The organism is Chryseobacterium indologenes (assembly GCF_001295265.1).
In the GTDB taxonomy this organism is placed as follows: Bacteria; Bacteroidota; Bacteroidia; order Flavobacteriales; family Weeksellaceae; genus Chryseobacterium; species Chryseobacterium indologenes_A.
In genome coordinates, this window is the sequence record NZ_LJOD01000001.1 from 101,921 (window position 1) to 127,069 (window position 25,149).

General features: G+C 38.4%; 26 protein-coding genes. 13 read left to right on the forward strand and 13 right to left on the reverse strand.

The genetic code is table 11. The annotated features are described in order from the left end of the window. Window positions 1–20: 20 nt before the first annotated feature. Together fsa and AOB46_RS00420 are read right to left on the reverse strand one after the other, a co-directional pair. On the reverse strand, window positions 21–674 hold the full coding sequence (fsa, locus tag AOB46_RS00415; protein WP_062696081.1) for a fructose-6-phosphate aldolase: 654 nt from the start codon (window positions 672–674) through the stop codon (window positions 21–23). 87 nt (window positions 675–761) lie between these two features. Next, window positions 762–1,634 carry an AraC family transcriptional regulator gene (locus tag AOB46_RS00420; RefSeq protein WP_062696082.1) on the reverse strand — a complete coding sequence of 291 codons (873 nt, stop codon included), beginning with the start codon at window positions 1,632–1,634 and terminating at the stop codon, window positions 762–764. 156 nt (window positions 1,635–1,790) lie between these two features. On the opposite strand from AOB46_RS00420, the gene AOB46_RS00425 reads away from it, so the two are divergent. Next, a complete protein-coding gene (locus AOB46_RS00425) occupies window positions 1,791–2,387 on the forward strand; it encodes a hypothetical protein (protein ID WP_062696083.1) in 597 nt (198 codons plus the stop codon). Window positions 2,388–2,509: 122 nt separating this feature from the next. Here AOB46_RS00425 and AOB46_RS00430 read toward each other — a convergent pair whose 3' ends face one another. From AOB46_RS00430 to AOB46_RS00455, 6 genes are read right to left on the reverse strand one after another with little or no spacing between them, the layout of a single operon-like run. Beyond that, window positions 2,510–4,543: an alpha-glucuronidase gene (locus tag AOB46_RS00430; RefSeq protein ID WP_062696084.1), complete on the reverse strand. Its 2,034-nt coding sequence runs from the start codon at window positions 4,541–4,543 to the stop codon at window positions 2,510–2,512. A 30-nt stretch (window positions 4,544–4,573) separates the two neighbouring features. Then, on the reverse strand, window positions 4,574–5,545 hold the full coding sequence (locus AOB46_RS00435) for a glycoside hydrolase family 43 protein (protein ID WP_062696085.1): 972 nt from the start codon (window positions 5,543–5,545) through the stop codon (window positions 4,574–4,576). 21 nt (window positions 5,546–5,566) lie between these two features. Further along, the gene (locus tag AOB46_RS00440; protein ID WP_062696759.1) at window positions 5,567–6,676 is read right to left on the reverse strand and encodes an endo-1,4-beta-xylanase; all 1,110 of its coding nucleotides are present in this window, start codon (window positions 6,674–6,676) and stop codon (window positions 5,567–5,569) included. A 10-nt stretch (window positions 6,677–6,686) separates the two neighbouring features. Beyond that, window positions 6,687–8,132, reverse strand: coding sequence for an MFS transporter (locus tag AOB46_RS00445; protein ID WP_062696086.1), 1,446 nt, complete (start codon window positions 8,130–8,132; stop codon window positions 6,687–6,689). Window positions 8,133–8,160: 28 nt separating this feature from the next. Next, entirely contained in the window at window positions 8,161–10,065 is a 1,905-nt protein-coding gene (locus AOB46_RS00450) for a sialate O-acetylesterase (protein WP_082376983.1), read from the reverse strand. 21 nt (window positions 10,066–10,086) lie between these two features. Further along, the gene (locus AOB46_RS00455; RefSeq protein WP_062696087.1) at window positions 10,087–12,462 is read right to left on the reverse strand and encodes a glycoside hydrolase family 127 protein; all 2,376 of its coding nucleotides are present in this window, start codon (window positions 12,460–12,462) and stop codon (window positions 10,087–10,089) included. 514 nt (window positions 12,463–12,976) lie between these two features. Between AOB46_RS00455 and AOB46_RS00465 the strand changes: the two genes are divergently transcribed. From AOB46_RS00465 to AOB46_RS00520, 12 genes are all read left to right on the forward strand, one after another. Next, window positions 12,977–13,663 carry an NUDIX hydrolase gene (locus AOB46_RS00465; RefSeq protein ID WP_062696089.1) on the forward strand — a complete coding sequence of 229 codons (687 nt, stop codon included), beginning with the start codon at window positions 12,977–12,979 and terminating at the stop codon, window positions 13,661–13,663. Window positions 13,664–14,045: 382 nt separating this feature from the next. Further along, window positions 14,046–15,299, forward strand: a complete 1,254-nt coding sequence (locus tag AOB46_RS00470) for a site-specific integrase (protein WP_062696090.1) — start codon at window positions 14,046–14,048, stop codon at window positions 15,297–15,299. A 653-nt stretch (window positions 15,300–15,952) separates the two neighbouring features. Continuing rightward, window positions 15,953–16,345, forward strand: a complete 393-nt coding sequence (locus tag AOB46_RS00475) for a single-stranded DNA-binding protein (RefSeq protein WP_062696091.1) — start codon at window positions 15,953–15,955, stop codon at window positions 16,343–16,345. Window positions 16,346–16,388: 43 nt separating this feature from the next. After that, window positions 16,389–17,462: a DUF932 domain-containing protein gene (locus AOB46_RS00480; RefSeq protein WP_062696092.1), complete on the forward strand. Its 1,074-nt coding sequence runs from the start codon at window positions 16,389–16,391 to the stop codon at window positions 17,460–17,462. Window positions 17,463–17,514: 52 nt separating this feature from the next. Then, window positions 17,515–17,889 (forward strand): hypothetical protein, encoded by a 375-nt coding sequence (locus AOB46_RS23770; RefSeq protein WP_241489139.1) that lies wholly within the window; start codon window positions 17,515–17,517, stop codon window positions 17,887–17,889. 25 nt (window positions 17,890–17,914) lie between these two features. After that, window positions 17,915–18,253 carry a hypothetical protein gene (locus AOB46_RS00490; protein WP_062696093.1) on the forward strand — a complete coding sequence of 113 codons (339 nt, stop codon included), beginning with the start codon at window positions 17,915–17,917 and terminating at the stop codon, window positions 18,251–18,253. A gap of 14 nt (window positions 18,254–18,267) precedes the next feature. Further along, window positions 18,268–18,462, forward strand: coding sequence for a hypothetical protein (locus AOB46_RS00495; RefSeq protein ID WP_062696094.1), 195 nt, complete (start codon window positions 18,268–18,270; stop codon window positions 18,460–18,462). Between the two features lie 12 nt (window positions 18,463–18,474). After that, window positions 18,475–19,086, forward strand: a complete 612-nt coding sequence (locus tag AOB46_RS00500) for a PRTRC system protein E (RefSeq protein ID WP_062696095.1) — start codon at window positions 18,475–18,477, stop codon at window positions 19,084–19,086. A 17-nt stretch (window positions 19,087–19,103) separates the two neighbouring features. Further along, on the forward strand, window positions 19,104–19,322 hold the full coding sequence (locus AOB46_RS00505) for a PRTRC system protein C (protein WP_062696096.1): 219 nt from the start codon (window positions 19,104–19,106) through the stop codon (window positions 19,320–19,322). A 17-nt stretch (window positions 19,323–19,339) separates the two neighbouring features. Continuing rightward, window positions 19,340–20,509 (forward strand): hypothetical protein, encoded by a 1,170-nt coding sequence (locus tag AOB46_RS00510; protein ID WP_062696097.1) that lies wholly within the window; start codon window positions 19,340–19,342, stop codon window positions 20,507–20,509. After that, window positions 20,506–21,228 (forward strand): PRTRC system protein B, encoded by a 723-nt coding sequence (locus AOB46_RS00515; protein WP_062696098.1) that lies wholly within the window; start codon window positions 20,506–20,508, stop codon window positions 21,226–21,228. Before AOB46_RS00510 ends, AOB46_RS00515 begins: the two co-directional genes overlap by 4 nt. Further along, on the forward strand, window positions 21,228–22,028 hold the full coding sequence (locus AOB46_RS00520) for a PRTRC system ThiF family protein (protein WP_062696099.1): 801 nt from the start codon (window positions 21,228–21,230) through the stop codon (window positions 22,026–22,028). The genes AOB46_RS00515 and AOB46_RS00520 overlap by 1 nt, the downstream gene beginning before the upstream one ends. 295 nt (window positions 22,029–22,323) lie before the next feature. Here the strand turns inward: AOB46_RS00520 and AOB46_RS00525 are convergent, their stop codons facing one another. From AOB46_RS00525 to AOB46_RS00545, 5 genes are all read right to left on the reverse strand, one after another. After that, the gene (locus AOB46_RS00525; protein WP_062696100.1) at window positions 22,324–22,884 is read right to left on the reverse strand and encodes a hypothetical protein; all 561 of its coding nucleotides are present in this window, start codon (window positions 22,882–22,884) and stop codon (window positions 22,324–22,326) included. A gap of 76 nt (window positions 22,885–22,960) precedes the next feature. Continuing rightward, window positions 22,961–23,410: a response regulator transcription factor gene (locus AOB46_RS00530; protein ID WP_062696101.1), complete on the reverse strand. Its 450-nt coding sequence runs from the start codon at window positions 23,408–23,410 to the stop codon at window positions 22,961–22,963. Between the two features lie 279 nt (window positions 23,411–23,689). Beyond that, window positions 23,690–23,983 carry a helix-turn-helix domain-containing protein gene (locus tag AOB46_RS00535; RefSeq protein ID WP_062696102.1) on the reverse strand — a complete coding sequence of 98 codons (294 nt, stop codon included), beginning with the start codon at window positions 23,981–23,983 and terminating at the stop codon, window positions 23,690–23,692. After that, window positions 23,964–24,275 carry a helix-turn-helix domain-containing protein gene (locus AOB46_RS00540; protein WP_062696103.1) on the reverse strand — a complete coding sequence of 104 codons (312 nt, stop codon included), beginning with the start codon at window positions 24,273–24,275 and terminating at the stop codon, window positions 23,964–23,966. The genes AOB46_RS00535 and AOB46_RS00540 overlap by 20 nt, the downstream gene beginning before the upstream one ends. Window positions 24,276–24,776: 501 nt before the next feature. After that, window positions 24,777–25,136 (reverse strand): TetR/AcrR family transcriptional regulator, encoded by a 360-nt coding sequence (locus AOB46_RS00545; protein ID WP_062696104.1) that lies wholly within the window; start codon window positions 25,134–25,136, stop codon window positions 24,777–24,779. Between the last annotated feature and the right edge of the window lie 13 nt (window positions 25,137–25,149).

A 25,149-nucleotide genomic window follows, 5' to 3' on the forward strand; every position in this document is an offset into this window, starting at 1 on the left:
GAGAACAGAGCTGTTCAATCTTATTTCATTTTTTGTGAATCCTTGATAAACTGGTCTAACCCTGAATCTGTCAGCGGATGCTTAAGGAGAGAAAGTATAGGAGCCAAAGGACATGTCACCACATCAGCACCAATCTTTGCACAATTGATAATATGCATGCTATGTCGGACTGAAGCAGCCAGTATCTGTGTCTGAAAAGCATAATTATCATAAATCAGTCTGATGTCTGAGATCAGTTGGAGACCGTCTGTAGAAACATCATCCAGCCTTCCCAGAAACGGGGAAACATACATGGCGCCTGCTTTGGCTGCCAAAAGTGCCTGTCCGGCTGAGAAAACAAGAGTACAATTGGTTTTTATTCCTTTTTCAGAAAAGTACTTAATAGCTTTGACTCCGTCTTTAGTCATCGGAACTTTTACCACAATCCTTGGATGTAAAGCGGCAAGCTCCTCGCCTTCTTTAATCATTTCCTCAAAAGTAATCCCGAGTACTTCAGCACTGATATCTCCATCGGCAATTTTACAGATTTCAAGGTAATGATTATGGATATTCTGTTTTCCGGAAATACCTTCTTTTGCCATCAACGACGGATTGGTGGTTACCCCGTCCAGAACTCCCAGGGCACTAGCTTCCTCTATCATGGCCAGGTTAGCGGTATCAATAAAAAATTTCATAGATTATTTATTATTTATAAGTGTTAAATTTACACTTATATTTTAATAATTCATAATGCGGAGGTAACTTTTTCAGATCTTCTAAAATCATTCCATGAAAAAATTAAACTCTTTCCTGTATTGAGAAGGACTTTTTTGAATATAGTCCTTGAAAGTTTTATTAAAATAGCTGAAATTATTAAAGCCTGATTCAAAGCAGACTTCTGTAATACTTAAAGGCTGTTCTGCCAGAAGTTTAAGGGCATGGGTAATTCTGTATTCGTTAACAAATTGTGTAAAGGTTTTATTGGTAATCTTTTTAAAGTAACGACAAAAAGACGGTATTTTCATATGGGCTAGATCAGCCACTTCTTCAAGTGTTATGGCTTCTTTGAAGTGATCTTTAACGTAATTGAAGATAAGATTGATTCTTTCATTGTCTTCAACCTGGGTCTGAAGATAATATTTTCCTGCATTTAAGATCCTGTAATCCTGAGTAGCAGACAATTCATCCAATATGTTCAGAAATCTGCACAGCCTGTCCAAAGAAGAAGCTTCATGCATCCCAGCAATCTTTTTCCCGATTATTTTCTTCACCTCTTCTCCAAATACTATTCCTGCCTTTGCTTTTTCAAGCAATGCGGAAATTCTTTGCATTTCCGGTATATTCCAGATAGGTTCGCCTAAAAAATCAGGTTTAAACTGAATAACCATTTCATACTCATTATGCGTACTTTCATTGGTCAGTCCACAATGCGGGAGATTGCTTCCAATAAGGACAAGATCACCATCTGAAAAATAAGAGATACTGCTTCCGATCTGCCTTTTCCCGGAACCTTTACAGACAAAAATCAGTTCAATTTCAGGATGGTAATGCCAGACATGTGATTTTATATTTTCATTCGTCAGAAATTTCAGGCTGGTAAAACTGCTTCCTATAGTGGGTCTTATCGCTTCAAAAGAAGGGTTTACATGTTTCATAGGCCTAAATGAATAGTTTTATATTCAAAATTAACAAATATCTCACTAATTATATTAAACATGGTTAATATAACACATAAATGTGAAAATTTAATTATAGCCTGTGAACTGTTGCTGCCATAGCTTTGCAATATCCAATCCTAAAAGCCTTAACCCATGAACACATTATTAAAAGCCGTATTGTTTGCAGGATCCTTATTGTTTTCCGCAAATGTAATGAGTAAGGACAGAGATTTTTCCCTTTCCTTTGGAAACATGCAAGCCAGAACTTTGAACTTTGAGCTGTCAAATGCTAAAAGTGTATCTGTTTTTGTTTATAACAGCACACATGACGAGTTATTCTCTGAAAATCTTGCGGACGGAGACCATGTAGTAAAGACTTATGATTTACAGGGTTTTGCACCGGGAATTTATTATCTGGTAGCAGAATCGGAAATGAAGATAGAAAAATACCAGATAAAAATCAATGCTGATCATGTAATAGAAGTGGAAAAAACACCCATAAGCACTGTAAATAAGCCTGAATATACTGTTTCGGACCATATAGCAAAGCTGCATATGTCTGATGTAAAAGGACCTGTAACCATTTCAGTATATGACCTTTCCAATACAAATTATTACACATCCAGCAGAAAATACGCTGACGGCAAAGTGGATATCACTTTTGACCTTGATCCCAAAACAGCGGATCAATATATCATCCAGGTTGAGGAAAACGGAAATGTTTTTAACAAGATGATTTCTCTCCGTTAAACAGCTGTATTTCCGGATCGATTTCATATCATTCCAAAATTATTTTGGATTAAATTTTTACTTACAGTTATCGTTTGAGGCAGCCTCTTTTTCCGGATCGGAAATGAGAACTGCCTCTTTTTTTAATTGTGATGCGTCATATCCAATTTAATTTTCTTCAGATCTTCCAGCTCATGAACAGGACGCTCAATGTCATAAGGAATGGGCTTTTTGGAAAAAGTCTGGAAGTACAACAGGCAGGCATCTTTCCACCATACCGCGTCTCTGGACTGAATTTTGAGCTTTGACTGAACATCGGCAAACCTCTGCTCATCTATATAAGATTCCATCCTATCCCATGTTTTCTGATAATCCCTAACCTTTTTCACTCCTGAATCATAGGTATAACACAGTTCATCCCACAGCGTTTTTCCGTCTTTCATTGTATAATCCCACGGAACATGGTGAAACCAGAGAATAAGATTTTCCGGGCAGGTTGAGATATTCCCGTATCTTTCATTCAATGGTGGAAAATACTGTGAAACCGCATTGCTTCCCGTTTTTGTTCTGTTAAAACCCAATCCCTGGGCATCAGCCTGATGGTAGTAGACAGGTGACCAATCCGGTCTTCCGCCTTTATAATCTCCCCATGGTTCAGGCCCGTAATGATGTCCTCCCGCAAAGATATGGTGTAATCCTAATGGCATCATGTAATCCACAGCGGTTTCTCTGGAAGAAAGCATCATTTCTTTTACCGGATTCAGGAAGTTATGATCGTCTGTGAAGGTCATTTTAATCCATTCATCAGCAATCTGCTCTGAACTCAGCTGATGATTCCATGCTAATCTGCCAAATGCATACCAGTTGGCCTGTGCAAAATGATGCCCGGTCCAGTTGGTATCTTCCCCGATATTGGCAACGGCTGAAATCGCTGAAATTTTTGCGGGTCTTAAAGTACCGTCTGTTATTTTAGCAATCGTAGAACCCTGGCCGTCAGAATAGGTGTCGCTATCCAATGTTTCCTTGAATAATGGAGCCAGAAAAACCAGATGATTTGAAAAGCCCAGATATTCCTGGGTGATCTGAAACTCTACCATTTCAGAAGTTTTTCTTAATGCTCCGAAAAGCGGATTAAAAGCTTCGCGGGGCTGGAAATCAACAGGTCCGTTTTTGATCTGAATAATTACGTTATCCCTGAATTTACCATCCAGAGGAACAAATTCCAGATAAGCCTGTTTGGCTCTGTCGTCTTTGCTCGGACTGTAGACAAAGGCTCTCCACATGACGATCCCGTTGTAAGGTTTCAGGGCATCAGCCATCATATTGGCTCCGTCTGCATGCGTTCTTCCGTAATCCTGAGGTCCCGGTTGCCCTTCGGAATTGGCTTTCACCAAAAATCCGCCAAAATCGGGAATTAACTTATAAATTTCAGCAGCTTTATCTTTCCACCACTTTTGTACATCCTTATTCAATGGATCTGAATTTTGTAATCCGCCCAACACTTTAGGTGAAGAAAAATTCACGGAAAGATATACCTTAATGCCATAAGGTCTGAAAATATCGGCCAGAACTTTGACTTTCTTAAGATAATCTTCCCTAAGCATATTAGGCGATGCATTCACATTATTCAAAACAACGGAATTGATTCCTACAGAAGCATTTGCTCTCGCGTATTCTTCGTAGCGGGGAGAAATTTTTCCGGGCAGATCTTCCCATTTCCATAGTGATCTTCCGGCATAGCCTCTTTCTATACTTCCGTCCAGATTATCCCAATGATTGAGAATCCGTACATCATATGAAGGTTTTTCAATAGTGTTTAAGTGAGACAGATCGGCTTTTGTCTGCTGTAATCGCAAAATATGATAGACTCCATACAACAGTCCTATTTCTTTGCCCGCAGAAATAACAATTTTTTCAGGGGTGGAAACAATCCTGTAACCGTCTTTCAGATTTTTGTCTTTATTTTCTGTATGAAGCTCCACCATTTGTCCCTGCCAGTGACTGCTTAGTTCTTTTCTGGCAATATTCAGGGTTGGACTGCTGCCTTTAGAAATAATTTGATCTGCCGATATTCCGTTTTTTGCAGGAAATCGAAGCCATAGCTGACTTCCGTCCTCCGCGAAAATCAACAAAGGAATCATCAGAAAAAATAGGGTGTAAAGTCTCAGATATTGCATTGAAAAATTTTAAATAATTAAGAATTTCTATTACCGGTCTTCCAGACCTTCAATGGTTTTAATTTTACCCTCATGATCGTATTCCAGTTCAATTACTTTCATACTTCTCAGCCATGTTTTTCCGCCACTCGGGACAGAATCATGGAAGAACAGGTACCATTTCCCTTTGAATTCCACAATGCTGTGATGGGTAGTCCATCCTACCACCGGAGTAAGAATTTCCCCCTGAAAAGTAAACGGACCGTAAGGATTATCCCCGGTTGCATAGCAAATCAGGTGGCTGTCTCCTGTAGAATAAGAAAAATAATATGTACCGTTATATTGATGCATCCATGACGCTTCAAAAAATCGGTGCTTATTACCATGAAGCAGCGGTTTTCCGTTTTCATCAATGATGACAACGTCTTTAGGAGCTTCCGCAAATTGAAGCATATCATCGTTTAGCAAAGCCACCTTTGAGTGGATTGCGGGTTCATCATTTTCTGGAATTACAGCAGATTCAAGCGCTTTATTATCTCTGTAACGCTGTAATTGTCCGCCCCATATTCCTCCGAAATACATATAATATTTCCCTTTATCTTCAAAAATGCAGGGATCGATGCTGTAACTTCCCATCATCGGATATTTTTCAGGGATGAAAGGTCCGTAAGGTTTATCACTCACTGCAACACCGATTCTGAAGATATCATTCTGATCTTTAAGGGGAAAGTACATATAATATTTGCCGTCTTTGAAGGCTACATCACAATCCCAAAGCTGTCTTCCCGCCCATGGAATATCCTTTACCGAAAGCACTACGCCATGATCTTTAATTTCTCCGCTGTCCACATCATCCATTGAGAAAACATGGTAATCATTCATGTCAAAATGGTCTCCGTTATCATTTTCTTCAATTCCGCTTTCGCGGTCGTGAGAGGGATAGATATAGATTTTATCTTCAAAAACGTGAACGGAAGGATCTGCCATATAATCTTCCGGGAATAAATATTTTGATTTTTTCATTAAGTAAAAATTCTATTGATTTTAATTTTTCTCTGCCAGTTTTATTATTTTTTGTACCACAGGTTTCTCTTGGTCTTTCCTGTCAAAAAGTAACGGGTAATCTGTTCTTCCTTTTACCGGAAAATCGTTTTTCCAGGATTGCTTATCGGTAACTCCCCATAAGGTTACTCTTCTTATTTTATCTTTATGTTTTAAAAACAAACCAAAGAAATCAAGATAACGTTTTTCCCATTTTGTTTCTACTTCATTGGGAAGCCCTTTGATGTAAGGATTCATTTCTTTCTGATAGGCAACCGTATCCGAAACATTGGCAGAGCTTCCCCACGGAGAAGGCAGCGCACTTATTTCCAGTTCTGTTATATTGACTTTAACTCCAGCATTGGAATAATTTACAATTGCTTTTTCATACTCATCCATAGAAGGGTTATCCATTCCGACATGGGATTGCATTCCCACCCCATCAATACGGATTCCTCTTGATTTAAGTTTTTCAACCATTGTAATGACTGCTTTTACCTTTTCAGGATACCATTCATTATAATCGTTATAATATAGTTCTGCATTGGGATCGGCCTCCTGTGCATACTGAAATGCCAAAGGAATAAAATCTTCACCCAGGATTTCGTAAAATTTACTTTTTCTGTAGGTTCCGTCTTCAAGAATGGCTTCATTCACCACATCCCATCCTTTTACTTTCCCTTTGTAACGGGAAACTACGGTTGTAATGTGGTTTTTCATGCGCTGTTTCAATACTTCCGGAGAAACGTCCTTTCCATTTTTATCTAAAAAAAACCATTTTGGAAGCTGGGAATGCCAGATTAACGTATGCCCGATGATGAACATCTTATTTTTCATCCCGAAATCAACAAATTTATCGGCATCATCAAAGAAGAACTTTCCTTCCTGAGGCTGAAGGAACATAGATTTCATACAATTTTCAGCAACAATAGAGCGGAATTGTTTTTTGATAATCGCTGCTGCCTTCTGATCTGTCCCGTCAATCTGGGGAAGGCTCATGGCAGTTCCTATGTAGAATTTATCCTGAAATGCTTTTTTTAAAGTACCGTCAGACTTTTGTGCCAACAGACCGGAAGCGGTAAAAGCCGCCAAACCAATTAAAATACGTTTCATAGTAATCTTTTTATTTTCTTCTTTCAGCCAGATCTTTTTCAATCTGAACTTCCATTTTTTTATTGATTTTGTAAAATAAAAGCAGTCCGCACGCAATAAAAAACGGTATGGACGGGAATATGCTCACGAGCATTTTAGCTCCTGCGGCCACTGTTTCAGGCTGAATAACCTGCTCACTTCCATGTACTGAAATGTATCCGTATTTTCCAATGATCAAAGCGACCAGTGAGCTTCCGATGCTTAGACCTACTTTCAGTCCTACCATCATGGCAGAAAAGATAATAGCCGTTGCCCTACGGTTGTTCTTCCATTCCGAATAGTCGGCCACATCAGCAATCATGGCCCACAAAAGCGGTGTGCTGATTCCATAAAAGAATCCGTGTAAAATCTGAGACAGGAACATAATTCCCACTGCTTTTGGAGGATAAAATATAAAGAACAGGATAAACAATGTAGAAATGAATAATGAAGCAATAAAAGTATCTCTTTTTCCAAATCTGTCTGCCAGTTTTTTAGAAAAAGTAATGCCTACAATCATCATGACAATTCCTCCTGCATTAAATAATCCGAACCCGGCAGATTTCGGGTCTTCCCCAAAGAAATTCATCCCGGCAGAATTAAAAAATGCTGTAATGGGTGAGATAAAACTTTTGAGTGCATTTTCATCCACATAGTTGTTAAAATAATAGACATAAGATCCTCCTTTCATAGCCAATGTGATAAATATAAATGCAGTCACAGTAAGCATAATAATCCAGGGTCTGTTCTGGAATAAATCTTTTAAATCTTCTTTCAGGCTTGATTTCTGCTCCGGCTTGGGAATGATTCTTTCTTTGGTGGTAAAAAAGGTAATCAGCAGCATGACGGATCCGATCACCGCCAGCCATGTCATAACGGTCTCAATTCCCTGTGCCTTGTCTCCATGTCCTACGTATAAAATAATCGGAAGCATGAATACCTGTACAAAAAACTGTGCAAACATTACTGCTACAAAACGGTACGAAGAAATACTGTTCCTTTCTCCCATATCTCCCGTGATAACGCCACTCAGAGCAGCATACGGTAAGTTATTGGATGCATATAATAACAATAATAATGAATAGGTAACCGCAGCATAGATCATTTTACCCTGATAGGAAAAGTGAGGTGTACTGAAGGCTAACAGAGCTGCAATACCAAGCGGTACAGCGGTAAATAAAATCCATGGACGGAATTTTCCCCATCGTGAGCTTGTACGGTCCGCCAGCGCTCCGATAAGCGGGTTAAAGCCAAATCCGGCAATTAAACCTACAGTAAGCGTGATCAAAGAGGCATCTTCTGCTTTTAGTCCGTAAATATCCGTATAAAAATAGGTCAGGTAGGTCACTAAGGTCTGAAAAACAAGGTTGGCCGCCAGGTCTCCCAGGCTATACCCTACTTTTTCTATTACCGATATTTTTTGTGGCTGATTATCCATTGATTTTGATAAGGTTTTCTATGTTAAATTAATTTTTTTCTGTTGTAAAAGGTGAAGCAGGAAGCCCGCTTTTGTTTTTAAGATTGCCGTCCGGGTTGTCTGCCCAGTCGTAGCGTACATTGACAGGGTTTGAAACCTGATCATTCCATACCATCACTTTATTACCTTTTGCTTCTGCTTTTGCCCATTGGTAGCGGCCGTCTTTCTGCTGTATGGCAAAACCTTTAAGGCTTCCTTGTACCAGATCATCTGTCCCGGGTTTAAAGGATAGAATAATGGTTTTTCCTTCTGTCTTTATCGACTGATAAACGGGTCCGTCAGCTATGATTTTTTTGCCCTCCCCGATTTTCAGGGCCTGCAAGGCCAACCTGTCACCAACTGCTTTTTTATTGAGCGGATGAATATCATTCCATTCTCCCACATCAATCGTTACCGCAAGTCCTGAATAAGGAACATTCAGAGAAACCTGCCTTTGCTGTTCTCTCAACTCAGCCCAGTTGCTTTCAATCGGTTCATCTTTTTTCTCCATAAAATTGGCCAGCTGTACAATGAAAAACGGCAAATCGTTCTTATTCCATTTTGAGCGCCAGTCTGAGATCATTGTTGACAATAAATCTCCATATTCTTTTGGTTTTCCTGTATTGCTTTCGCCCTGATACCAGATAAATCCTCTGATTTTATAATTGATCAGCGGATTAATCATGGCGTTGTAAAGACCTACCGGTTTCCAGCGGATAAATGTCTGTCCGGGAGCCATTTTTTCCATTTTTGCTCCTATTTTATATTTCCACTCGCCTTTAAGGTCTGTTTTTTGTCCGTCAATTTCTAAGTAATACGGTTTATCAGCGATAAACTGTCCTTTTCCGCTGCCATTGATGACTCTTACCGTAATGATATTCTTTCCTTCTTTTAAAACGCCTTTTGGAATGTCGTACCAACGTGGCGGATATTCATAGGTGACATTTCCTACTTTGATTCCGTTGATGTAAGTAATATCGGCATCTTTTATCCTTCCAAGATTGAGAAATGCTGTTTTCTGGTCTGCTCCTCTAGGCAGGATAATTTCTTTGCGGAACCATACCGAACCGTCAAACGGACCTTCCTGATCTTCCCATGAGCCCGGAACCATCATGGTTTTCCATCCGGAATCATTTGTGTTATCTTTTTCCCAGTGTTGATTGAACCCAATATCACTCTGATCCAGCTCTGCATACCATGCTTTGCTTAATGATTTTTCCTGGAATTCTGTAGATTGTATCAAGTCATCATTTTTCCATTTTTCTGCTTCAGCCAGGTATTCCGGATATTTTTTCAGTGATTTTTCATCCATCCAGGCCTGAACCGGAGATCCTCCCAGACTGGTATGAATGATTCCTACAGGAACTTTATTTTTTTCATTGAGTTCTTTGGCAAAGAAATAGGCAACCCCGGAGAAATTAAGGATGGTCTGAGGGTTTGTGCTTTCCCATTTTCCTCCGTCAAGATCATTTTGAGGAGCTTTAAAATTGTATTTCTGCGGAACCGTGAAGAATCTTATATTCTGATTATTGGCGTTTTTAATTTCATTTTCATACAGAGGTGTCAGCCTGCGCATCGGAAGTTCCATATTAGATTGTCCTGAGGCTACCCACACATCACCAATAAGAATATCTTTAAGGGTGATCTCATTAATCGTCATGGTATAAGGGCCTCCGGCTTTAAGCTTTGGAAGCATTAGAGACCAGTTGCCGTTCTGATCAGCTGTGGCATTATAGGTTTTATTGATAAACTTAACCGTAATTTTTTCTCCTGCATCTGCATATCCCCAGATTTTCAGATCCTGATTCCTCTGAAGAATCATTCCGTCTGAAACCAAAGCAGGCAGCCTTACTTTTGCATGGAAACTGCAAATGGCTGCAAGAAAAAATAATAAGTACAGGGTTCTGTTTTTCATGGGAAAAATCTGTTTTTAATTTTATTTCTTTTCGTAATTTTCTGTCAGTAAACGGACTTCAATGATTTTAGCAGTCATGAATTTTTCTTCTGCCAGGAATTTTACGGTAAGATTTTCTTTATTCTTTTCTGAATCCGGTATTGGAATACCCAGATATTGAACTGTGTTTCCTGACTTTCCATCCAGATGTTTTGCAATGACTTTTTTACCGTTAATCTCAATATTCAGGATACGATTGGTATTGGCATCAAAATACAGCAGATAAAGATATGAAGCATTTTTTCCGCTATTTTTCATCTGATAGCTGAACCAGCCTTTGGCGTCACGGAAATGACGGTCTTCCATATATCCTGTTCCAGAATCTTTGCTTTCTATAAAATGATCTGATTCCGGCTGCTGTTCGCCCAGCTGGATTTTATCTGCGGTAATCATATCCAGCTTTCTGGTTTCCGCTTCTTCTTTTGTTCTTTGCTTCAATGTATTTTCTATTTCGTTTTTGTCAGCTTGAGGCCAGTACAGAATATATCTTTCTGCCTGAATACTGTAAAACGGCACAAGACTGAGTCCTTTTCCGAATTTTTCAGATGGATAAAGGCCTTTAATAACAAAGTTCAGCGGTGAATTAGTTAAAGGTGTAACATGGCTGACCACCTCGGAAGGATTTCCAAGGATAACGGGAATTTCGTTTAAAGGAATCTGCGGACCATGAGCAATATGGCCGCCTCTGCTATCGTCCGCAAGAAGTCCCTGTTGGTTTTCGGTACCGTATTTTGCGGCAAGCACTACAGGACCGTATTTAAATGCATAATAATTGGAATGGTCAGGAAGTTGTTCTGCAGAAAGATGCATCGGCAGGGTCATTTTCACAACATCACCTTTTTTCCATTTTTTAGTCAGTGTAAAATAGCCATCGGAACCACGTTGCACTTTCTGTTGTTTTCCATTAATCAAAATTATTACTTCCGAAGATGTTGTCCATTCCGGGCATCTCAGTTTTAAATCAAATTCTGATTTTCCCGCAGCATCAAAGATCAATGTTGTTTCAGGAACTTCCGGAAAGTTATTGACCTGACGGAGCACTATTTTTTGCTGTTTCCATGTCAATGTGGAAGGGATAAACAGGTTCACATATAAATCCTTCTCTGACCGGGCATAAATCATTTCCCCATATTTGGCATGGTTTTCCATTCCGGATCCTACACAGCACCAGAAACTGGTCTGAGGCTGTGAATACACACGGTAGTGTCCGGGACGCATCGGTGTAAAGTACACGAACCCTCCGTCATCATGATTTTCTGTGGAAAGGATATGATTGTATAAAGCTTTTTCGTAATAATCGATATAGTAAGATTCAGGCAATGTTGCATAAAGCTCTTTGGTCAGCTTCAGCATATTATAGGTATTGCAGGTTTCCGGACCTTCAATACTTTTTATCATGCTGTTGAAATCATTGACAGGGTTAAAATGCTCACTGACACTGTTACCTCCAATAACAGATGATCTTTTCTCGGTAACGTTATGCCAGAAAAAATCAGCGGCATTACTCCAGGATTTACTGTTTTCAAGATCTGCAATGCGTTTGTAACCTATAATTTTTGGAATCTGTGTATTGGCATGAAGGCCTGTAAGCTTATCTTCTCCTGCCAAAAGAGGGATAAGGATAGCCTGATGGGAAAAGCGGTGAGCCAGCAGCAGGTGTTTTTTGTCATGGGTAATATCATAAACATCTGCAAAAACTTCGTTGAGACATCCGTGTTCACTGCGCAGCATGTCCTGGATCTGTTCATCAGAAAGGTCTGATACCTCATTCGTCATCCAATCTGTAAGCCTGATCAACATTGTTTTTGCTTTCTCACTTTTCGCATACCAATACGCATCGCGTAATCCTGAGTACAGTTTGTGAATATTATATAAAGGTACCCAACGGTCATTCAGCCCAAAGCCAGAAGCACGTATATTTCCTTCTTTAATTTCTTTCCAGATTTTTTTTCCTCCCGGAACTCCTGAAATATATCCTTCGGGAGAAGTTTCCTGGCAGCGTTCCAGTTCATTAATCATATAATCAATCCTCTTTTTAATGCTGGAATCTCCTGTAGAAGCATACAACAGGGATAACGCGGAAATGTAATGCCCTCCTATGTGACCGTCCAGTCCTGTATTTTCCCAATTGGGATAATTATCTGCCTTGGGGTCCAGCCCTGCCTCTTTAAGATAGGGAGCCAGCAGTCTGTCCGGTTCCATCGCCATGATATATTTCCGGTCTGCCATCATGGCTTTGTTGAAAACACTTTCTGATAACTTTACCGCTTCCAAAGGAAAATAGTCAATTTTCTTCTTCACCTGCGCAGAGGTAAATGAAGCAAAACATAATAAAATAACTGAAAGCTTTGGGGTCATGGATAAATGTTAATTCAACATTTCTAAAATAATGGAAAGAATCTATATACAAAACATTTTTTGTATGCTGCCGTACATTTTTACTGATTAAAACCTTTCATAAAGCCCTAAAAATAGCCAAAACCACACCACCTTATCATAAAAAATAAGATAATCACTTTACCGGAAAACAAGATCGGGAATTCTTACGATTCCCTATGAAAATGAATTCAGGATATGTTTTAGCAAAAATCTCAACCATATCAGCAATACCTTATCGTATTTTTAATGTTAAGTTACATTACCTGCCTATTTTTAATAGCATTTTCAATTTTAACACAAATTTAACATTTGATTCACAGGTATATAATCTGATTTCAGTGGTATTTTTCGTTTTTGATTCCCGTTTTAACTCCCAAAACATCTTCAGGGAATAATTTTAATGGTATAAATAACGCTTATTAAAAAGTGTATAATTTACATTTATATAAGATCTTATCTCTAAAAGATTTACCTTTGCATTAAAATATAAAAGATGACTGAGGATTACTCACAATATCCTAAACACTTTGTTGCTGTTGACTGTATAATTTTTGGTTTTGATGGCGAAAATCTTAAAATACTTCTGGTAAAAAGAAATTTTGAACCACAAATGGGTGAATGGTCGCTTATGGGCGGTTTTATTGACAGTGAAGAGACTTCTGATGAAGCGGCTAACAGGGTTTTGTATACCTTGACAGGTCTTGAAAATATCTATCTTGAGCAGCTTAAATGCTATACAGAAATTAAGCGTGAGCCAACAGCCAGAATCATGTCCATTTCGTATTATGCACTGATCAATATAGAGAAAGATATTCAAATCAATAAACAGTACAGTGCAGAGTGGGTTGACCTTAAGAAAGCGCCTGATCTTATTTTTGATCATAATGACATGGTAAAAGATGCTGTTGCCAGGCTGAGAAGAAGAGCTTCCACAGGACCTATAGGTTTTGAGCTTCTTCCCGAAAAATTCACGATGAAGGACCTTCAGAATCTTTATGAAGCTATTTTTGATGAAAAATTTGACAAGCGGAATTTTACCAGCAAGATCAACAGTATGGACATCCTTGTCAACACTAATAAAAAGGACATGACCTCATCCAGAAAAGGTTCTTTCCTATATCGTTTTGATGAAAAAAAATACAACAAAAAAATCTCTCAGGGATTTATGTTTAAGATGTGACTATAAAAAAGTTGTTTAAACTTTACAAAACCACAAAAGTCACAAAAGCTTTCATTTTAATGAACTTTTTTATACATAAAGCCCGGCTCTAAAAAACTTAAGTGGCTATAAATATTCAATATAAAAAGATTAATAAAAAGCAAAGATAAGCAAAACGGTTAAACCTGTTATTATACAATGCTTTATAAAAGTGTAGTCTTAGTTTGGAAGTCGATGTCCGATAGGTTTTGGGCTTGAAAACACAAAGTTAGGTTCCTAAATCGTTACCAATTCAATCGGTAACTGATTAAGACTAACAGTTTATATTTCAGTCTTTTGCACCCCTTTTTACGTTTCCTTGTAACTAAATATAATTTAATTTTAAACATTAAACATTGTGGTTATGGAACAGACAAAAAGGTCAACGTTTAAATTGCTTTTCTACCTGAAAAAGAACGAACCAAAAAAGAACGGTAATGCTCCGATTATGGCAAGAATTACCATTGACGGAACTCCTAAAACTTTCGGAACAAAGTTAGAAATTAATGCAAATAATTGGGATTTAAAGTTCGGCAGAGTTTTAGGTAAAAGTGCCGAAGCTGTAAGAGTAAACAAAAAATTAGACAACATACGTGGGCGTATCGATAAGATATACGAAGATATGCTGAAGCACGAGGGTTTTGCCACCGCACAGAAAGTGAAGCTCGCCTTTTTGGGAGTGGGTGTTATGGACGATGCTGTTTTAAAGGTTTTCAACGACCAGAACGAACAATTTGAGAAACTGGTCGAAAAAGAAGAACGTTCGGAGGGTACTTACAATAAGTACATCACGGTTTACAATCATCTTTCCAAATTTATACAGGAACGTTATCATCGTGATGATATGGCTTTTCATGAGTTGAATAACGATTTTATCCGTGAGTTTGATTTTTACCTCCGTTATGATTTACAATTAAGCCATAATACGATTTGGGTGTACACAATGCCTGTATTGGCTTTGGCAGAACTGGCAATTAAAAAAGGATTGATACGTGATAACCCGTTCCAGGATTACGAAATTAGTATGGAAGAAACCGACAGAGGTTATATACTGAAAGAGGACGTGGAGAAACTAATGTTATCTAAAGCACCGCACCCACGTTATGAAGTTGTAAAAGACCTGTTTATTTTTAGTTGTTTTACAGGGCTTGCTTATTCGGATATTAAGAAATTGAAAAGGAACAATATTCAATCATTTTTTGACGGTCATCAATGGATTATCAGCCGGAGAAAGAAATCAGATGTTGCTTCCAATGTTAGGTTAATGGAAATTCCAAAACGCATTATTGAAAAATATCAGGGTACGACAAGGAATGAATTTATCTTTCCGGTTCCAACCAATGCTACCTGCAATAACCACGTTACCAAACTAATTGAAAACGCAGAGATAATTTCAGAGCAAAAAGTAACTTTCCACACAGCAAGGCATACTTTCGGAACAATGTTTTTGACCGAGGGTGTACCGCTTGAAAGTTTAAGCAAAATGATGGGACATAAAAATATTTCTACCACACAGATTTATGCAAAGATTACCAGCCAAAAAATCAGTAAGGATATGGATTTGGTAACGCCAAAATTCAAGGCAATGGAAGAAGCATTTTTAACGGCAGCTATCTGATTAAATCCAATACAACTTATAGAACAGAGCTTAACGGCTCTGTTTTTTTTGTTCTAAACTTTTTGATAGCCAAAGCACATTTACCCCTTTCAAATTCCCTCGCTGTAAAAGAGCTTTTTCGGCTACTTCTGAAACAGCCATTTTAAAAATGCCCTGCCTTCACCACTTCCATTTACAGCATTTTTAAAATCTCTGGTAAGGTGGCTTTGAAAGCCACACAAATAAAAAAAACATTTATCAATCCAGCTAATTGGAAGTGTTATTTCAAATCACTACGAACCATTTTTCAATGCCATCTTCTTAGGCTTCCACAATAGTTTTTATCCAAAGTGCCGTATGCTTTTTTGTCCCATTTCAAGAGCAAAGGTATTTCCGTGTTCTTAACGCCGCCAAAAGGTCACGCAAGTTTGGAAAAAAATCTCCACCCCTTGGGTAGTATTTGTTTTCCAAAACCTTGTGTCAGCTAAACACGAACCTTTTATGCTCGTGAAACGAAACATAGCATACTCCGGCTCTTTAAACGAATAAAAAAAATGTCAGATAACAAGATTAAAAGCATTGAAAATGGTAATGAAACGAAACAGCACCTCCTCTCATTGCCGAATAAATTAAAAAAAATTAAATCAAATATCAATCACTAAAAATCAACGAAGATGAACATCACAGGAAGACTGACAAGAAATGCGGAAGTACGCACATTGTCTAACGAAAAACAGGTAGTAAACTTTTCAGTAGCGGTAAACGACAGCTACAAGAACAGGCAGGGCGAACGAGTAGAGCAAACAACCTACTTCGATTGTGCCTATTGGATAACTGCAAACGTGGCAAGACTACTAACAAAAGGCACTTTGGTAGAACTCACAGGACGTGTAAGCACAAGAGCGTGGGTAAACAAAGACGGCGAAGCAAAAGCAGGGCTGAATTTTCATACCTCACAAATCAAACTGCACGGAGGTGGTAACAAAACCGAAACGGTACAAGCTACTGCACAATCTGAAAACAACGTATTTACAGCAGAGGGAACAGAGGACGACCTACCATTCTAAAACAACAATTCAATCAATTTTTTAACATCAAAATTTTATCAAAATGGCACATAACATCAATTTCAATGAGAAAACAGGAAAGTACAGTTTCTTTTCAGTAGAGCAAAAAGCGTGGCACGGTTTGGGACAAATCGTAGAGCAATACCCAACAAGCGAGGAAGCTATCAAACACGCAGGGTTAGATTACGAGGTGGTTAAATCCCCACTATTTACGAAAGGTTCGGGCATTATCGAAACCGCCAAAGGTATAGAGATTGGCAGTAGCGAATTGGAAGTACCTAACTATTTCGCCAACATACGCACGGATAACAATGCAGTATTGGGCGTAGTGGGTAAAGATTACCATATCGTACAAAACCGTGAAGCCTTTAATTTCTTTGATGCTATCGTAGGCGGTGGCGAGGGTATTCTATACGAAACCGCAGGGGCATTGGGCAACGGAGAACGCATTTTTATCACTGCAAAATTGCCCGACTATATCCGTGTAGGCAATGGCGATGATGTAACGGAAAAATACATTTTCCTTACCACTTCGCACGATGGTAGCGGAAGTATTACGGCAGCGTTTACACCTATCCGTATCGTTTGCCAAAATACCCTTAACGCTTCATTACGCAGTATGACCAATGTAGTCCGTATTAAGCACACTTCGGGAGCAAAACAACGTATCGAGAACGCCCACAAGATTATGGGATTGGCAAATACATTGAGCGACCAATTACAGGGCATTTTCAATAATTGGACAAAGGTAAGAGCCACAGACAAAGAGGTTAGAAAACTGATACAGTTGGCACTTTGCCCGAACAAGGAAACACTTGACCTTATCAAAAAAGGTGCGGAAGATGAAATGTCAACAATGTTCAAAAATACCGTTGAGAACGCATTTGCATACGCAATGACAAGCGACACCCAACAAATGGACACCACAAAAGGAACATTGTTCGGAGCGTACAACGCTGTTACAGGCTATTTCCAAAATGTACGCAGTTACAAAGACAACGAAGCCAAACTACAATCCATTGTATTAGGTGGAACGGCTCAACTCAAATCACAGAAAGCATTTGAATTGTGTACCGCTTTTGCCTTAGACGGTGCGGAAATCCTAAACCTTAATTAAATAACCACAGGCTACCGCCTTAATCGGTGGTAGCCTACTATAAACCAAAGCAATGACAATAGGAATATACAAAGCGACGCTGAAGCACGACACAGGTACAACAACGCTCAGAGTAGTATCACTAAGCGGAAAGCAGGGAGCTATACAGCAGATAACAATCACAGAGGGTTGCCCCGAATTTGCCATTGTGGATATAGTAGAAATTTTAAACGATACAAAACAGCAGGATATGAAAGCAACAACAATCGAGGAAGCTAAAAGTCTGGCGAGAGCCAAGAGCCTTGAAAAGAAGCATAAGGACGAAAGCGTATTTATTATTTACTGCAATCGTACAGAGCATTTCTACATAGATACGGACGGTTTAATACGCCTTTGGGAAAAGTCGCACGGCTACTATGTAAATGGGGTTTACACCGCAGAAAATTAACGCATAACCATTAATAGCAGTTACAATGGAAACAAAAGCAATAGCCACAAAGTTTGTTCGCCACGAAGTACCCGAATTGACAACGCTGAAAACCTCAAAAGTGTATCAGTTAAGGGAAAAACTGAACAAGGGCGAGAGATTGAGCCGAGCCGAAAAAAATTGGCTTGCAGAAGCGGTAAACCGTAACGCCTTTTTTAACAGAGCAGTTCCCCTAATGGGTTATCGGTTTGGGTTTGAAGATGTTTTAAAAACTTATGTAGTGAAACAGTACGAAAGTTGGCACGAATACACCGCCCCCGATAAAACAAGCTTACGCAGTTTCATTTATGGCAGGATTGACAAGATAGCAGAAATCACAAATTAAAAAAAACGACAGCAATGTACATCACAGATTTAAACGGTTGCCTAATTGAAGTAACAGACCTTGACGAAGCCATAAGAATAACGGCAGATTACAAGGAATACAGGCACAAGGACAAAAGTTTTTCAGAGTTTGACAAAAGGCAAAAAGCCTATTGGACGGATATGTATGAGAAACTAACAGCAATCAAAGAACAAGTAACAACACATTAAAATTTAAGAGCAATGAACACAAATTTTTTCAATCAGATACAACAGTTGGAATTTACAGGAGTATTACAACTGAACATTTCTAAGGGAGTAGAAAATAACCTAATTGTATCGGTTATTCTCAACAATGAGCAATGTGGAGATAGTGCCAAAAACCTCATTCCCCCATTGACATTTAACGCAACACCACAGGAGTTTGACGAGGAATTTTTTCAGCAGATAACCGCACCTATACAAACCGTTTCGGGTTTAATGGTGGATATGGAAGCCTTTATGAAGCAAATGGAAGTTGTCAAAATGCAATCCGCTATGGAGAAAGAAAAAGCCGAGAAAGCCAAAAAGGAAAAGGAAGCCAAAGACAAGAAGTTTAAAGACGGTATGGCAAAGGCAGACGAATTGGAGAAAGAGGGCAAATTCCGTGAAGCGTGGATGAAAGTACCTGACATTACCGAGTTTCCCGAAAAAGCGGACGAGATACGCAAACGCAAATCCACCTTATCCGACAAGTTCGGAACACCAAGCCTTTTCGGAGCAATGGAAGAACCAACAGCAGAGCCACCACAAACGGAAGAAGCTACTGCCGATTATCCCATTGATGAAGCAGACGAGAACGAAGAACAGTATTAACCCTTAAAATCGAATTTATGTTATTAGCAACCGTATTACCGAGAGTTTTTATACTCAAAGATAAAGGACAGGACATCACATTGACCGACCCCGAAACACGTTGGAGCGTGGAAGCAGTAATGAATTTTTACGCCAATATGTACCCGATTTTGACAACTGCAAAGGTATCAGCACCGAAGATTAAGGACGATGCAGTCGAGTACAGATTTGAAAGCGTAATGGGAACAAAAGGATAATTTAAAACCGTAAAGCAATGAACTATGCAACGCAACAAAATATCGGGAACAATCAGCATACCCGAACAGCAACGGCAACAGAAGTTGCACCGACAGTTAGGCGAGTTTGCACAATGGATGCAAAGACCAAAGGACGCAAACGAAGTACGGAAAGACAAACGGAAATCCGTACCGATAGCAATGCTACCAATGGTTTTCTGAAATGTACGTTTTTGCCTAAACTGAAAACCGTACAATCTGTACAGGCTTGTAAGAAATCGGAAAGGGATTTTTATCAGTCCCTTTCTAATCTTGCCGAGCATTACAGCATTGAGCCAATGCCAACCCGACAGGATTACGGTTATCCCTACAATATGGTATTGGCTATGTGGGATATGGATACCCAAATGAAACGAAGCCACAGAAATTGGGACGGTTTTAAATTGGTACAGGACAGTAAGAAAACCTTTTTAACGAGTGAGGAAAGATACGATACAGGTACAAGGCTGTTTTACATTCCCATTGTTCCACTCTTTGAAATGTTGCAAGACAAACAACGGAAGCACACCGCACATTTACTGACTTCGGTTTGCAGTTATCTGTACCATATTGCCCAAATACCGTATTACAGACAGGAAGACAGCTATTTGTATTGGCTGTATGAAACACACAAAGATTGGGTAGAACAAGACGATGAAACAGAAGATACCGAAAGCTATAAAAGTGAATTGAGGAAAGCAGAAACCGTTGGCGACAGGATTGAGCAGAAGTTGTACAACCGTATCAATCTAACGGTATTTGAACAGCGTTTAAGCCGTTTTAAAAGCCGTGATACATTTGATAAAGAATGTTGGAACGTGGCTTGTAATGCCTTTGCTCTTTACACGGAATACCCGACAGCAAGTATTTTCCGAAACGCTCCAATGCCCGAACAAGACCCCTATGACGATGATTGCGAAAACGAAGTAATCGGAATGGAAAAGTATATTTCTTTTATCGCAGACACCAAAGGTTGGTTGTACGAAAACATAAAAGACAGTATCAACAACGAGTTTAACGAGTACGGAGTAATGGAAGAACCGACCATTAACAAAGTCTTTGACGGAAGTAAAATATCGGTTGGAAACCTTGATTTTGAGAACCGACTGTTTGAACTATTGGACGACCTTTCCTACCTATTGTATAACTATAAAACCACAGAAAAATGAACAACACAACCGACATAACAGCAAATTTCGGAACGCTTTATTTTCCTAAATCAGCATTGGTTTTTTACGAAACCAACAGCACGGAGAAAGAAACCTATGTAGAGCATTTCGATATGGATAAGGACGGCAACCCTATCAATGCCCACCCATTGACCGTAAAAGAAGCCAATGTTTTGGCAAAGTGTTTACAGACCGATGAAGAAAAGAACACCGCCTTTTTAAAGTCAAAAGGAATTTTGCCTACCAATGTTCTGCACATCAATCCAAGCAATGATAAAGGCACGGTGCTATGGTACACCAAAGCACAGCAAAGGCAACTGTATTTTGTGGATGGTTTAGAAATTCCAAACGGAATGGCACAAGTACCCGCAATGCTTTGGTTGGCGAGTAAAAGCAGTCTGACTGTATTTGCTTTGGCAAACGACAGAAGACCCACCGAAAAAACGGCTTTGCATTACGCCCCGTTTTTCAACATCTACGAAAAAGGCAATGTATGTATGGGAACGGTAAGCATTGACATTAAAAATTCGGCTTCGGTGGAAGAATTTATACAAGCTTGGGAACATTATTTTTTCAATTCCTATTTCAGCCATTCGTTGTGCAGTAACCTTACAAAAAAGAACATTGTGAGCCTTTGGAAAGACCTTGTGAATACAAACAACCCCTTTCCCAAAGAAGCATTAAAAAAGAACAGTAAAACCCTTAAAAATTTATTGTGATGAATACCGAGAAAACAAAAATACATTTCACAGATAACTATCTGTTAAACCCGACCAACCCCATTTCGGTAAACCTTATCGGAGCAGGTGGCACAGGCTCAAAAGTATTGACTGCCTTGTTAGAAATAAACGAAAGTTTGATTGCTTTAGGACACGCAGGATTGTCCGTAAGATTATGGGACGATGATATTATCACGACTGCCAATTTAGGCAGACAGCGATTTTTTGAAAGCGAAACAGGATTGTACAAATCCGTTGCTTTAATCAATCGTGTAAACCGTTGTATCGGTACGAATTGGAAAGCCGAGAACCGAAAATTTGAAACGGATAATTTCGGACAGATACCCGAAGAAGCAACCATTACCATTACTTGTGTAGATAATGTACAGGCACGTTTTGCCGTTGCCGAAATACTGAAAGCAGTCAGCCACCGCAGAAGTTACAGAGATACACCAAAGTATTGGTTGGATTTTGGTAACAGTAGGCACACAGGACAAGTTTTGTTATCTACTATCGGAGAGATAAAACAGCCTAATTCCGAAAAATACGAAACGGTGGCAAGCCTGCCATTGGTTACCGAAGAATTTGGCGACTTGCTGAAGCAATCTGAACAAGAAGATAACACACCAAGTTGCTCACTTGCCGAAGCATTGCAAAAACAGGATTTGTTTATCAATGGCTCATTGGCTCAAATGGGTTGTTCCTTACTTTGGGACTTATTTCGCTATGGAATGACGGAAAATAGAGGTTTTTTTCACAATCTGAAAGACTACCGTACCCAACCGATAAAGGTTGGTTAAAGCCCGAAAATCGGGCGGCAAAAAGACACACCTCCCGATGGTCGGGCAGTCTTTTTGCATCTTAAAAGGTGCAACCCCTTTGCCAAAATGTATTGGCTATGCACCGTCCTTACTTCACATTTTACCAAACAGGTTGCGAGTTTTTGCGTGGGATATTCGTTATCCCATTTGTTGTTCTTGGGGAATTACTTTCTTTCGTGAGTTAAACGAAAAAGAAAGTAACAAAGAAACCAATGTATTAGCGGTGGTTTTATTTTATTGTCCCTTGTAATTATTATTGCTGTAAACTTTAAAGCTATATTTTTGATTGTTTCCACTTATAAAATCCTTCAAAATAGTTTTCTAAATCTTCAAATTCTATAAAGGCAATAAGTTCTCTTTTACACTCTCTTCCAAATCCACTAAAGTGATGCAGTTTTTCTAAAGAGATTTCCTGTAAATCGCTAATCGTAACAACTTCCATTATCTCCAGCATATTATAAAGCCGTTTGCTGAATGGGAAATGACTATCCATTATTTTCATTGACAGCAATTCGGGATTGCTGAGCAGAGGAGTATCAGAAGCTATTTTTTTATTTTTTTCATTCAGATAAGCCGTTCTTAATTCGTAGAGCTTCTGTTTATAGTAGGCTATATCCTGAAATGTGTCGGCGATACTTTTCGCTTTATCAAAAGTGCTGTTGAATATTTGCCTGATGCGTGCGGTACTTAGATTATATTCCTGGGCAACTTCGTTTATTGACTGATTGTCTATAAGTAGTCTGCGTAAAATATTGTATTCTTTTTCTGTGAGTATTCTCTTTGATATTTCAAGATAAAATTCGTTGGTACGTGCTATTTGTCTGTTTATCGGCATTTTTCATACGGTATTCAGGTTTATTTTCAGCTAATGTGTAAGGTTGTTTAGAATATAGATTTCTTGTATTGCGAAATCAAAAATGTTTAAAATAGTTTTGTACTATCTTGGACACTCCCATACTAAAATATCGTTTGCCATTGGTAACATTCTCAATAGCCTTTTTAAAATCATCGGCATCGCTACCAATAAGCAGATAACTTTCAATACCTATTTCCAAAAGCGGTATTACTATTTGTTTATCATCTTTATCGTTGTGTACAATCAGCTTAATGGTTGGGTATTTTGATTTTAATACCCTTAGTTGAGCCAACATATTCTCGTTGTTAAAATTGAGGTCTATAATGCAAACTTGGGGAGCTTCCTGTAACGCTGACAATCTAATCAATCCGTCATCAACGTTTTCCGAACGGAATAAGATTTTAATTCCTGAAGCAACAAGGTCTTTGCAGATGAAATCCAAAACAGGGCTTTTGTCATTGATAAGGGCAAGGCTGTTTTTTTCGGAGGTTTTTATTGTTTCCATACTACCATTTTTTAATGTTAGTCGGTGGAACCTGCAAAAAATAAGGCGCAGGCAACCACACTTACTGGCATTAAGGCACTGGTACGCCTGACCCCCAAATAAGCGAGCGCCCACGCCTATGACGTGAGCGTTCCTACTTATCTGTTCCGGGGTGTTAAAAATTACCAGTTTCTAATGCGGAACCTAAAGCAAAAACACTTTAAGTATTTTAATATTTTCAATAGCAAATATACGAAAGTAGTTTTGTTGGAGAGATAGCGAAACGAAAATTATCTACTATTAAAGCGTATTATTGGCTATATAATTCTGTTCCAATATGGTCCGAATATCACTTTCTTTATAGATTATCTTGCCGCCAATCTGAATATACGGTATGATTTTATCATCACGGTATTGTTGCAATGTTCGTTTGCTAATGTGTAACATCCTGCACACATCATCACCCGACAGATAAATTTCTCCGTTCATTACAGGTCGATAATTTTTCAAGATTTCCTTAATACGGTTTCGCAACTGCATAATCATTTCCTTATGGGCAATGATTTCCTCAGTATCATTTGTCAGTAAATCCATTTTCAACAGTATTGTACGGCTGTCCGGCTTGTATTAAAGCCTGTACATCCGAGAGTTTATAATAATTCTTGCGGTTAAGTTTGGAATATGGCAATAAGCCTTTGTCCTTATAGGTCTGTAAAGTACGTTTGGTAATATTCATCATCAGGCACACTTCCTGGTTATCGAGCCATTTTTCTTCTTTGAAAATCGGGCAGTATTTCTGTGTGGCATTTTCGGTCAGTTCCAAAAGCTCCTTTATATCATTCGTCATTCCGTCCAATGCGGATTTTGCTATTGCGATTACTTCCATAGTTTGCTCAATTTTTCTGTGGAAGTCGAAGATATTAAAGCTTGTTACAGGTTTATGAAATGTTGTAGTGTTTGGCTTTGAAAGGCAGTGTTTGGCGTTTTAAGTTTTTTTGTATTTGAAACTTTATTAAAATAAATAATAAAACCGACCTGTAAGTAGGTCGGTTTTATTTTATTAGATTTGCTCTTAATCATTACTATTAAGTCACTTTCCTATATATTTTTCTCTTATCCAGACTCATTACTTATATATTGTGTGACATTTCTCGAACTGAGATAGGATATAAGCATCTCTCTTATAAAAAAAATATCAGCACAATCTTTTGTTGATTGTTCATTATTTCTTTCAGAGAATAACATTTGTATTATTCTAACTACTACTTGTATATCATTTTTAATGCTGTCTCTTTCCTTATAAATTTGTTCATTTAACCCTCTTTCATAATTATTTAAAAGGAAAGAATATAGCAAAAATTTACTTCTTTCAATATAAATATTAATACTACTTTTTTTTTAGATCATTAATGAATATTGGCAATATTTCTTTGTATAGCTCAATCAAATATTCAAAAAGTAAAACCAATTCTTTATTTGCATTTGCAGATTTTTCTTGAATGGATTTAATGTGTTCTTCGAATTCATCAATATTATAATTTAAAATTGCTTCAACAAGTTGATGCTTGCTTTCATAATAATTATAAATTGTTTTCTTTGAAATTCCGCATTTTTCCGCTATATCATTCATAGATACCTTATGTATGCCATATTTAAAGAAAGATGATGATGAAATTTCAATAATACTTTCTCTTGTACTGTAATCTTGAACCTTTTCTATTTTTAATTTATGTTTTTTAGCATTCATTACAGTAATCACT

What these genes read in the sequence shown, in the direction of transcription:
- AOB46_RS00420 (WP_062696082.1), bottom strand. Translation starts at nt 1,634, where the DNA reads ATGAAACATGTAAACCCTTCTTTTGAAGCGATAAGACCCACTATAGGA.
- AOB46_RS00475 (WP_062696091.1), top strand. Translation starts at nt 15,953, where the DNA reads ATGAACATCACAGGAAGACTGACAAGAAATGCGGAAGTACGCACATTG.
- AOB46_RS00490 (WP_062696093.1), top strand. Translation starts at nt 17,915, where the DNA reads ATGGAAACAAAAGCAATAGCCACAAAGTTTGTTCGCCACGAAGTACCC.
- AOB46_RS00480 (WP_062696092.1), top strand. Translation starts at nt 16,389, where the DNA reads ATGGCACATAACATCAATTTCAATGAGAAAACAGGAAAGTACAGTTTC.
- AOB46_RS00495 (WP_062696094.1), top strand. Translation starts at nt 18,268, where the DNA reads ATGTACATCACAGATTTAAACGGTTGCCTAATTGAAGTAACAGACCTT.
- AOB46_RS00455 (WP_062696087.1), bottom strand. Translation starts at nt 12,462, where the DNA reads ATGACCCCAAAGCTTTCAGTTATTTTATTATGTTTTGCTTCATTTACC.
- AOB46_RS00470 (WP_062696090.1), top strand. Translation starts at nt 14,046, where the DNA reads ATGGAACAGACAAAAAGGTCAACGTTTAAATTGCTTTTCTACCTGAAA.
- AOB46_RS00465 (WP_062696089.1), top strand. Translation starts at nt 12,977, where the DNA reads ATGACTGAGGATTACTCACAATATCCTAAACACTTTGTTGCTGTTGAC.
- AOB46_RS23770 (WP_241489139.1), top strand. Translation starts at nt 17,515, where the DNA reads ATGACAATAGGAATATACAAAGCGACGCTGAAGCACGACACAGGTACA.
- AOB46_RS00445 (WP_062696086.1), bottom strand. Translation starts at nt 8,132, where the DNA reads ATGGATAATCAGCCACAAAAAATATCGGTAATAGAAAAAGTAGGGTAT.
- AOB46_RS00545 (WP_062696104.1), bottom strand. Translation starts at nt 25,136, where the DNA reads ATGAATGCTAAAAAACATAAATTAAAAATAGAAAAGGTTCAAGATTAC.
- AOB46_RS00515 (WP_062696098.1), top strand. Translation starts at nt 20,506, where the DNA reads ATGAACAACACAACCGACATAACAGCAAATTTCGGAACGCTTTATTTT.
- AOB46_RS00440 (WP_062696759.1), bottom strand. Translation starts at nt 6,676, where the DNA reads ATGAAACGTATTTTAATTGGTTTGGCGGCTTTTACCGCTTCCGGTCTG.
- AOB46_RS00500 (WP_062696095.1), top strand. Translation starts at nt 18,475, where the DNA reads ATGAACACAAATTTTTTCAATCAGATACAACAGTTGGAATTTACAGGA.
- AOB46_RS00425 (WP_062696083.1), top strand. Translation starts at nt 1,791, where the DNA reads ATGAACACATTATTAAAAGCCGTATTGTTTGCAGGATCCTTATTGTTT.
- AOB46_RS00520 (WP_062696099.1), top strand. Translation starts at nt 21,228, where the DNA reads ATGAATACCGAGAAAACAAAAATACATTTCACAGATAACTATCTGTTA.
- AOB46_RS00430 (WP_062696084.1), bottom strand. Translation starts at nt 4,543, where the DNA reads ATGCAATATCTGAGACTTTACACCCTATTTTTTCTGATGATTCCTTTG.
- AOB46_RS00450 (WP_082376983.1), bottom strand. Translation starts at nt 10,065, where the DNA reads ATGAAAAACAGAACCCTGTACTTATTATTTTTTCTTGCAGCCATTTGC.
- AOB46_RS00510 (WP_062696097.1), top strand. Translation starts at nt 19,340, where the DNA reads ATGAACTATGCAACGCAACAAAATATCGGGAACAATCAGCATACCCGA.
- fsa (WP_062696081.1), bottom strand. Translation starts at nt 674, where the DNA reads ATGAAATTTTTTATTGATACCGCTAACCTGGCCATGATAGAGGAAGCT.
- AOB46_RS00530 (WP_062696101.1), bottom strand. Translation starts at nt 23,410, where the DNA reads ATGGAAACAATAAAAACCTCCGAAAAAAACAGCCTTGCCCTTATCAAT.
- AOB46_RS00525 (WP_062696100.1), bottom strand. Translation starts at nt 22,884, where the DNA reads ATGCCGATAAACAGACAAATAGCACGTACCAACGAATTTTATCTTGAA.
- AOB46_RS00505 (WP_062696096.1), top strand. Translation starts at nt 19,104, where the DNA reads ATGTTATTAGCAACCGTATTACCGAGAGTTTTTATACTCAAAGATAAA.
- AOB46_RS00435 (WP_062696085.1), bottom strand. Translation starts at nt 5,545, where the DNA reads ATGAAAAAATCAAAATATTTATTCCCGGAAGATTATATGGCAGATCCT.
- AOB46_RS00540 (WP_062696103.1), bottom strand. Translation starts at nt 24,275, where the DNA reads ATGGAAGTAATCGCAATAGCAAAATCCGCATTGGACGGAATGACGAAT.
- AOB46_RS00535 (WP_062696102.1), bottom strand. Translation starts at nt 23,983, where the DNA reads ATGGATTTACTGACAAATGATACTGAGGAAATCATTGCCCATAAGGAA.